This is a genomic window from Microbulbifer okhotskensis (assembly GCF_023895975.1).
GTDB lineage: Bacteria > Pseudomonadota > Gammaproteobacteria > Pseudomonadales > Cellvibrionaceae > Microbulbifer > Microbulbifer okhotskensis.
Genome location: NZ_JALBWM010000144.1, coordinates 1 through 8,211, shown reverse-complemented (window position 1 = coordinate 8,211; position 8,211 = coordinate 1). Strand labels below are relative to the sequence as shown.

The window sequence follows — 8,211 nt, the reverse complement described above, 5'->3', positions numbered from 1 at the left end:
GCCTCGCATTTACCGTGCAGCTGTGGATATCCATGCCCGCAGGTCTCGGCGGGCAGGTGGTGGCGGGGGCTACAGCGGTGGCCTTGGAGCTGTGCAAGTTCAGCTTCGCCCCTCTCGGCCTATGGTTGCGCAGCCAGGGCCAGGCGAGTGGTTATGCCCTGCTCTGCCTCTGGCCCCTGCTGGTAGTGATCAGCATTGTTGCAACGGTCGGATTCCTCGCCACCCACAGCGAGGAACAGCAACAGCGCAGCACCCGCAATAGCCAGGAATACCAAGCGCTGCAACAGCAGCTAAACAGCCTGCAACAGCAGATAAACACCCTAAACGGTCTCATCAACACCGACGCCAACAACGGCTACCGCCAGCGCGCCATTGATACCGCTGGCCAGTTATCCGCACTGGAAACTGAGCGCACCCAGCTGATCACAAAGCTATCCACTATCGAACAAACACCCAGTACACACAGTGCGTTTAACAGCCTTGCCAGCAGCCTAAACGCAGACCCGGCAAAGCTTCAGCATATCGGCTTCCTCGCACTGGCCATCATCACCGACATCGTAGGGCTGGTCGCGTTACTCGCGTTTAACGCTGCTGCAACGGTTTGTAAACGCGTTTCACAACCGTTTCAACAGCCCGAAACAGTAGAACAACAGCCAGACCACACCAGCCACCTCAACGAAGAACAAAGGCAGCTGGCCCAACGTATCCACGCCGGTGAATTCGGCAACCGCCCGGTGTTGCGCAATATCAGCACCACCGTAAGCGGCGGATACCGAACCGTTAAACCCGTTTTCGAAGCCCTGCAACAGGCAGGCACACTCACACGTAACGGCCAGGGTTTTGCCCTGGTGAAGAGCTAGAAGGTAAGGATTCCCATGAGTAAGCTACTCACTAAAACAGAGATAGGCCGCCTGACCGGTGCCGGCGCTGATAATATCGAAGAGCAAAAGCGTATTCTCGATACCAACCGAATCCCTTATGTACGACGCAAAGACGGATCCCCCGCCCTAACCTGGGAAATGGTCAATCAGGCTAAAATTATGCAGATAAATACCCCAGGTACAGGCGGAGCAACTTCACTAATTCCATCTGGTGTGAACATGGGTGCAATCAATGGGTAGGCCAAGAGACCCCAAGAACGCATGGATGCCACGCTGGGTCGAGGTTTACCCCAGGGGCTATCGGGTAAAAATAAGAAGCCAAGGCGCCTGGCACCTGTGCAACCCTGATGCAACTCGCGCCGAGGTATGGGCCGCCTATGAGCGCTGGGAGAGCGACCAATACGGGAAGGTCTTCACCATTTCCGACCTAATAGATTTATATTTTGCCTCCCCCCAATTCACCAAAGAACTGAAACCTCAAACACAAAAAGACTACTTCAGATACGCGAAAAAAATCCGCACTGTCTTCGGCCAGGCCAAACCAGACACCATCGCGTCACCTGTAATACAGATGTACATGGATACGCGAGGGCAGCAATTCCCAACGGCAGCAAACAGAGAGCGCACATTTCTCAGTATTATTTTTCGCTGGGGAAAAGCTCGCGGGTTCGTATCGATTGAGGACCCAACCAAAGTAGTGAAACCGCTCAAAGAAAAACAGGGCGGGCGCTATGTCGAGGACTCGGAATACCTTGCATTTTATACCTGGCTCGAATCCAAGGGGCACACAGCCCACGCCGCCGCCATGGAAATTGCCTACTTATGTGGCGCCCGCCAGCAAGATGTCTTGGCACTGAAACGGCAAGACATTACCGAAGAGGGCCTGCTAATTTGCCAGCAGAAGACCGGCAAGAAGCAACTAAAGCTCTGGACTGAACGGTTACACGATGCTGTTGAACTGGCATTGAAAAGCAACACCCGCTCCAAATCGCAATGCATGCACCTAATTCGCGGAAGAACTGGGCAACGCTACACCCGAGACGGATTTAATAGCACCTGGAGTCGCGAACAGAAAGCCGCCACCGAGGCTGGCACCCTGCCCGCTCGCTTTCGATTTCATGATTTAAAGATAAAAGGCATCTCAGATTTCGAAGGTGATAAGCAGGAGTTCAGTGGACATAAGACTCGCAGCATGATGGAGCGCTACAACCATACCGCCGATAAAGTTGTTTCCCTCAACAAGGCGAGAATTAAAGGGAGGAAGGACACGCCAAAAGATACTGGATAAATGTCCAATCCGGGGAGCTGAAAAAATCGATTGCGGTAAAAATTACCCCCACGAATTACCCCTCAAGAACCCAAAACGAAAAAACCCCGCACTAGGCGGGGTTTTAAGTCCTTGATAAACAAGGAAGAATCTGGGGTGGCCGACGGGTTTCGAACCCGCGACATCAGGAATCACAAGCAGTGTGCTCTCGCTTGATTATCAATATGTTATCCGACTTTTAGGTGCCAAACACTGTATAAATATATACCGTATTTACCCCGAAGATAAGCTGCTCGGGCTGTTTTTGGCACCGCAAGTTTTACCTGTATAGGTAAACAGTCCCCCACCTCTTTGGCACGAGCACCGCAAGGCCCTATGGCTGTACGATGGTATCTGATTGGCGCCGTTACTACTCGCCCCCTCAACTATCAGCCCCTGGTATCGGCCTGTACCTGCCGCTGGCAGCAATTAGACGCCTTATTTGACTGCTAGCCTATTTTTATTGATTATTTTTGTGGCATTAATCACAACTTGAAATTACTCAGTATTTCAAGTTGTGGACAGAAGGCTTTTGCATCCTGAAAACTTGCATCCAGTAAAACTATTATCTCTGGACACCTTCGATGGAATACGATCACGGCAAAAGAATCACCCCCCATGTGTGGGAGCTTTCCCCTCTAGACTCATCAATACACCAGTATGAAAAACGCTGCAAAGAGCATCATTCAGAAAATCGTGTAGTGCCAGGCGAAACAAAAGAGCAGCGAACACAACGATTGGCCAAATACGACGATGCGAAGGAGCACTTAAAGGGAGAGCGAGCCCGTATAATGTCAATGGTATCTGTTCAGGAGCAACTAAGAGAGCAAAACAAAAAAAATCAGCTTCAACAGTATCGTGACGAGTTTAAGGGGATAACCGGCGGGCGAGAAAAACTCAAAGCCTATAAAGACGAAGATCACCACCCAACGAATAAGCTGGAAGATAATCTTCGACTCGCTGGACGCGCAAAGCCAAGTTCTCGATATACTGCGCACCACATAGTTCTAGGTAAAGGCAACTTACCCATCACAACTGAAGTTCGTCTAACATTATTTCTGCATGATATTCGTATCAACGATCCAGATAATGGGGTATGGATGCCTCGCTCAAGCAGGGATTCAGGGCACTGGGCCATGCCAGATGCCTACCCGCATAGCAGACTACATACCCATAACTATGAAAGGTGGGTACATGGGCAAGTAAATAACCTTAATAGTGAGTCAGAAATTCGTGCAAAGTTAACAATCGTACGCACTCACCTGAAAAATGGCACAGAACCAGATAAAGTTAAAGAATCCTCAGATCCCACTTGGAATGGACAATGACATACAAGATTAGCTTTGATCATATCGGCTACCTGAACTTAAGTATCGATCTAGAAGAATTGATGTTCACTGTAGGTGATAGCCTGGGCGGAATGAAGGCCTTCAAGACCTACTCTTGGGACAATAAAGCTCTATCCGAGATCTGGGAGGATGTGGGCGGCACCTTTGTTAAAGTCAATGGGCTCAAGCACACAGAAAGGCCTGATATTACTACCTGGAATGGGGCAAACCTAGTTCTATCTCAGAAAGCTCACTCCGCCCTATCAAAAGATCTAGCCCCCCATGGGGAGTTTTTACCAATCACTCTAGATGGTGCCCCCTATATAATCTTCAATTGTCTAAACGCTATATCTGCAGATAAGTCTGTGAGCGAAGCTGACATCCAGAATGACCTCTGGATGGGCGTAAAGAGCATCGGCTTCACCGAAGAAGATGTTGATCAAAATTTGATTTTCAAAACCAAATTTGACCGCTGTGTAACCCTCTACTGCGGAGACCGCTTCAAGTCTTTGGTGGAGGATGCAAATTTGAAAGGGATAAACTTCCTAGAGGACCTTGTAGCAGCCTTCTAGCTCTAATCATGCCATTTTTTCTTAGGGCACAGAGGAACAACAGCCTCAGTGCCTACACCTGAACTCCGCCCCAGTAGATAAGCTAACAAATACACCAGAAGCTCCAACCAATACCCAAGCCGGCCTACCTACCCAAGAGAGCCAGTATCTGAGTTGACTCTTCTGCTGAGAACTTCAGCCCATACTTCTCCACTATCGCCATAAACCGCTGCACATAGATAGCCTGTACCGGCTCATAGGGTGGCATCCACTCATCAGGCCCCTTATCGCCCTTGCTTTGGTTCCGGCCATCATCGACTAACCATAGATTCTCAGGGTCTTCTGCAAACTGCTGCTTTAGCTCTACAGTCCAGTTGGCACCACCGTGCTCATGCGCCCAGGAAAGTGGCACGATGTGTTCAACATCCAGGTCGGAGGCAAGGCTGTAGAAGTTGCCGGTGTATGGGTCCAGCCATAGGCCTGTATCGACAGTGCAGTGCTTGGCATTGGTGAACCTCACCGGGGCCAAGGAGAACTGAACCAGCAGCTCGTGGCGGGTGCTCTGGCAGTCGCCGTCAGAGTCAGACCACTTCGGGAGCCACTCGTGGCGGTCATATCCGCGTCCTTCTTTGGCTTCGACTTCGAGACAACCGGCCAAGGCGGCAGATAGGAGAACAGGTAGTAAAAGGCGCATGACAACCACTCAGAATTATTTTGAGGAATCGTACCGAAGGTTGACTAATTGAACAAGCACACCTCCTAACACCTGCTGATTCATATGAATCTCAACTGACATAATTCATCATTTTTCGTCACAAGTGAAACCAACTATTTCTTTTTCTAGCCAAGAATTTCAACTAAGCTTTTTCGTGAATGAGGGCTATAAGACTTCCATGTGAAGCCTACACTTCAATACTAAAAATTTTAGAAAAAGGGATAATAATAATCATGAACCACACTCATCCCCCACAGGCCTACATCTGCCACATCAAACAGGAAATACTTTTCGGTATTTTATTCAGGCATACCTGAATCCAAAAAGTTCTTTTACAGCTAATGCACTTTTACGCTGGAAATACATATAGGTTTAGATTAATCCATGGATTATTAGGAGAATTGTTATGCCGGGTGAAGAAATAATAATGTATAGAAGCCGCTCAGATAAGATGCACTTTGCCTCCACATCCGTCACTCAACAAAGCGGTGGATATCGAGCTGCGGCAGTGACCACACATAACGGATCAAATGCGCACATATTCAACAATACCGAAATCGGGCAAGGACACTTGGCATTAATCGGCACTAGAGAGCAAATTACAGGGTATTTAATGGCCCGACAACATATAAAGGTGATAAACAGTCTTCAGTCGGACAGACCTAGAATTTACTTAAAAGTAGAGACTTATGAACCTGGCGATAAATTCAAAACAATATCTCCTGGGCATACTTTTGTAAGTACTGCAGCAGAAAAAGTGACAAGTTTTTTTAGTGAGGGGGCTTCCCAAGCTTTAGATTTTCCTCAAAGCACGGCGATGTCTGCACTTCAAGTAATAACTGATGCTAGTGGATTAAGGAGTGAGTTATCAAGTCGGCAAGGTACACCGCGAGCCTACACAGGAAAGTATTGCGTAAAAATTAGCCACATAAAAGAAGATGATTCGTATGATTTTATTGCTTGCAATCAGACAGACTTGTGCGCAATAGGTCATGAAGTAAATAGATTGATTCCCTCCCCTTAGTCAAGTAGAAAAAATTTTTAGCCTAAAGCAAAAAATCCATCCGCCCAACTTCAAGTCTTGTGTTGAGAAATAAAAAAACCTCGCGCTTCGGCCCGAGGTTTTATATTTTATTGTCAGAACCCCTTGGATACGAGGCTTGTCGTCTTCGCTCAACAACAACGCCGGTAACGTTCCAGAGGACACAGAGGCTCCACCCAGCAAAGTCGCGGTGACATTGGACACAGTGAAATTACCCTCAAATGGACCGTTCTTTCTCAGGTCGCGCCAACGGCGGCTCTTGCTCGCCCGCTCGGAATCGACACTTATAAAATCTGAATAGGACAGCTGGGACACAAGGGCGTCCCAGACTGCCAGGAGCTTAAAGCTTAGTCAGCATTTTTAGTGAAATACAGACTATCTTCTACCAGATTCCCGGTGCTCGGGTTAACTACATACCAAGTCAGCTCGTAGTCTCCAGCCTCAAACCAAGCAGGTATATTTAGGTAATTTCGCGTGAAGTCCTTTGCTTCAGAATAATTCAATACGACATCCCGTGATTTATGAATGGGATAATTAGTCCCATTGGGAAGCTTGAGAACACTCCATTGTTCGAATGTAACCAATGACTGCGTATAGTCTAAGTTACGAATACTTGCATCATAATTAACTCTTCCCCCATAAGAAGGAACTGAAAACTCAGCCGGCTCGTCAATCTCGATCGCCAATTGGATGTCAGAGGATTCACCTTCGACAACTAGCTCAACGTCCCAGAACTCCACGTAACCATCAACCGTTTGGAATGAAAACTTAACTTCCCCATCGAGAAGGTTTTTCGCCAAGAGAGAATTTTGATCTAAACAGAGACTAACATCCTGTAGCTCTGAGACAGGGTTGGGATTTTCCGGAGTTGGATCATCGGCGGTGTAAACCATAGACATAGGATACAACATCTCATAGGACATATGGCAGGGTTTAACATATTCCGGTCCTACAATAACAGCCATCCTGTCAGCATTTCCGCCTTTAACTTTAGTTTTGATACAAACTTTTTCAATGGCATCAAACTGATGGGCAATATCTAAATCTACCTCGTATTCAACTCTATCTTCGAAGCTGAACGGATACGGCTCACCTAGGTCTATTGTTGTACTGATCGTATCTGCCTGAACCAATGTCGATGCGCAGATTAAAGTAAAGCCAGCGATAGGTTTTTTCAGCACGGCCTTGTGCAGTGGGCAGCTTGCATTCATTTTTTTCAAAATTACAATCCATTTAATACATTTAGAGATACAAAAATACTTCTGGCAGTCTTTAGAGTAGAACCCTTATAAAGCAAGACCAGCTCCTTGAAAATCAAATATTTACAGGATGTCTTGGCAGTTCTAATCTGCGAAAAGTAACTTTATTGGTTTACTAGACTAAAACTGCCCTAAGTATTGTATTTCACCCTTCCCTGCCCCTACAAAATTTTTTCCTCTCCAATCGTACCAGGTAAAATAAAAACTAAAGGCGACACAATTAATTATTTTCATTATCCCAATAAATATTTTTATGCGAGCAAAGATTGCGTAAACACCTCAGCCAAATTGCTGCCCGCATCCCCAATAACCATCAATAATGTCTCCGGGCGATTAGTCACCAGTTGTTTTAGTTATCCGCTAGGGATCGCCATCGCCGCAATAGAACTATGCACGGCCAGGCGATTCGCCACTTCAACAATGCAGTCGGATACCAAATCTGCAACATGGTCAGCAACATTTACTGTCTGACCCGCATCAGTCTGTAGCGTTTTTGTAGTTACATAGACGCTGCTCATTTCATCGCCAGCTGCATCAGTTAGTAAATTACCCTGGTCATCAATCACGGCGATGGTGCATTTCAATACCGCTGCGGCCTGGGCATCCGCAGTTACTGGCTCTGTGGCCTGGGTCACTGTTGCGCGTACGATCGTCCCAGCACTATGGCCATCGTCGATGGTGTAGGCGAACTGCCAGGTTTCTAGGCCCGGCACATCATTTAAAGGGGAAAAGCTGGGCATTCTGGCTGCTCCTTAGGGTTTGTAGATTGCGTTATGGGTGATTATTCGGTGCTCAGGATCAACGCCAGCGGCATAGCTGATATTGCCTACAGAAATCTTGTAGACGGTGAGTAGGCCTGCACATTCGACACTGGTCACCGGCTCCCAAGTTAGCGGCTCGTCTTCGTGTAACACGCCCAGCTCAACGCCTTGGCAATCCTGGGCCAGATAGACACGGCCAGACTTATCTGTAACCGGAGTTTCTCTACTGCAAATAACCTGAGCGCCGCTCTCCATGGTCAGCAGCACACAGGGGGTTTCCTGTTGGGGGCTTACCGCTTCAATGGGAGCTAGGTGGGTATCGTTGTCACCAACGTCCCAACAGTCGATCAATTCGTCAGTTTCGCAGT

The 8,211-nt window shown here is 47.7% G+C and carries 11 protein-coding genes; 6 read left to right on the top strand and 5 right to left on the bottom strand.

Features of this window, described 5'->3' with window-relative positions; genetic code table 11:
* From MO867_RS19460 to MO867_RS19440, 5 genes are all read left to right on the top strand, one after another.
* A partial coding sequence (locus MO867_RS19460) for a hypothetical protein (protein ID WP_252472198.1) occupies positions 1-860 on the top strand: 860 nt, incomplete at its 5' end.
* A 15-nt stretch (positions 861-875) separates the two neighbouring features.
* Positions 876-1,121 (top strand): DUF4224 domain-containing protein, encoded by a 246-nt coding sequence (locus tag MO867_RS19455; protein WP_252472196.1) that lies wholly within the window; start codon positions 876-878, stop codon positions 1,119-1,121.
* 25 nt (positions 1,122-1,146) lie between these two features.
* Positions 1,147-2,169 carry a tyrosine-type recombinase/integrase gene (locus MO867_RS19450; RefSeq protein ID WP_252472195.1) on the top strand — a complete coding sequence of 341 codons (1,023 nt, stop codon included), beginning with the start codon at positions 1,147-1,149 and terminating at the stop codon, positions 2,167-2,169.
* Between the two features lie 602 nt (positions 2,170-2,771).
* Complete coding sequence (locus tag MO867_RS19445) at positions 2,772-3,515, top strand: AHH domain-containing protein (protein ID WP_252472194.1); 744 nt, start codon at positions 2,772-2,774, stop codon at positions 3,513-3,515.
* Positions 3,512-4,087 (top strand): hypothetical protein, encoded by a 576-nt coding sequence (locus tag MO867_RS19440; protein WP_252472193.1) that lies wholly within the window; start codon positions 3,512-3,514, stop codon positions 4,085-4,087. Before MO867_RS19445 ends, MO867_RS19440 begins: the two co-directional genes overlap by 4 nt.
* Positions 4,088-4,211: 124 nt before the next feature.
* Here the strand turns inward: MO867_RS19440 and MO867_RS19435 are convergent, their stop codons facing one another.
* Entirely contained in the window at positions 4,212-4,760 is a 549-nt protein-coding gene (locus MO867_RS19435; protein ID WP_252472192.1) for an HNH endonuclease family protein, read from the bottom strand.
* A 427-nt stretch (positions 4,761-5,187) separates the two neighbouring features.
* Here MO867_RS19435 and MO867_RS19430 point away from each other — a divergent pair, with 427 nt between their 5' ends.
* A complete protein-coding gene (locus tag MO867_RS19430) occupies positions 5,188-5,805 on the top strand; it encodes a hypothetical protein (protein WP_252472191.1) in 618 nt (205 codons plus the stop codon).
* Here the strand turns inward: MO867_RS19430 and MO867_RS19425 are convergent, their stop codons facing one another.
* From MO867_RS19425 to MO867_RS19410, 4 genes are all read right to left on the bottom strand, one after another.
* On the bottom strand, positions 5,806-6,138 hold the full coding sequence (locus MO867_RS19425) for a hypothetical protein (RefSeq protein WP_252472190.1): 333 nt from the start codon (positions 6,136-6,138) through the stop codon (positions 5,806-5,808).
* A gap of 32 nt (positions 6,139-6,170) precedes the next feature.
* Complete coding sequence (locus tag MO867_RS19420) at positions 6,171-7,034, bottom strand: RbmA family biofilm matrix protein (RefSeq protein WP_252472200.1); 864 nt, start codon at positions 7,032-7,034, stop codon at positions 6,171-6,173.
* 401 nt (positions 7,035-7,435) lie between these two features.
* On the bottom strand, positions 7,436-7,822 hold the full coding sequence (locus tag MO867_RS19415) for a hypothetical protein (RefSeq protein ID WP_252472189.1): 387 nt from the start codon (positions 7,820-7,822) through the stop codon (positions 7,436-7,438).
* 12 nt (positions 7,823-7,834) lie between these two features.
* Positions 7,835-8,211 (bottom strand): hypothetical protein (locus tag MO867_RS19410; protein ID WP_252472188.1); only part of this gene is annotated, 377 nt, incomplete at its 5' end.

Excerpts from the sequence above, each read along its gene's own strand:
- MO867_RS19455 (WP_252472196.1), top strand. The coding sequence starts at position 876 with ATGAGTAAGCTACTCACTAAAACAGAGATAGGCCGCCTGACCGGTGCC.
- MO867_RS19450 (WP_252472195.1), top strand. The coding sequence starts at position 1,147 with ATGCCACGCTGGGTCGAGGTTTACCCCAGGGGCTATCGGGTAAAAATA.
- MO867_RS19445 (WP_252472194.1), top strand. The coding sequence starts at position 2,772 with ATGGAATACGATCACGGCAAAAGAATCACCCCCCATGTGTGGGAGCTT.
- MO867_RS19440 (WP_252472193.1), top strand. The coding sequence starts at position 3,512 with ATGACATACAAGATTAGCTTTGATCATATCGGCTACCTGAACTTAAGT.
- MO867_RS19435 (WP_252472192.1), bottom strand. The coding sequence starts at position 4,760 with ATGCGCCTTTTACTACCTGTTCTCCTATCTGCCGCCTTGGCCGGTTGT.
- MO867_RS19430 (WP_252472191.1), top strand. The coding sequence starts at position 5,188 with ATGCCGGGTGAAGAAATAATAATGTATAGAAGCCGCTCAGATAAGATG.
- MO867_RS19420 (WP_252472200.1), bottom strand. The coding sequence starts at position 7,034 with ATGAATGCAAGCTGCCCACTGCACAAGGCCGTGCTGAAAAAACCTATC.
- MO867_RS19415 (WP_252472189.1), bottom strand. The coding sequence starts at position 7,822 with ATGCCCAGCTTTTCCCCTTTAAATGATGTGCCGGGCCTAGAAACCTGG.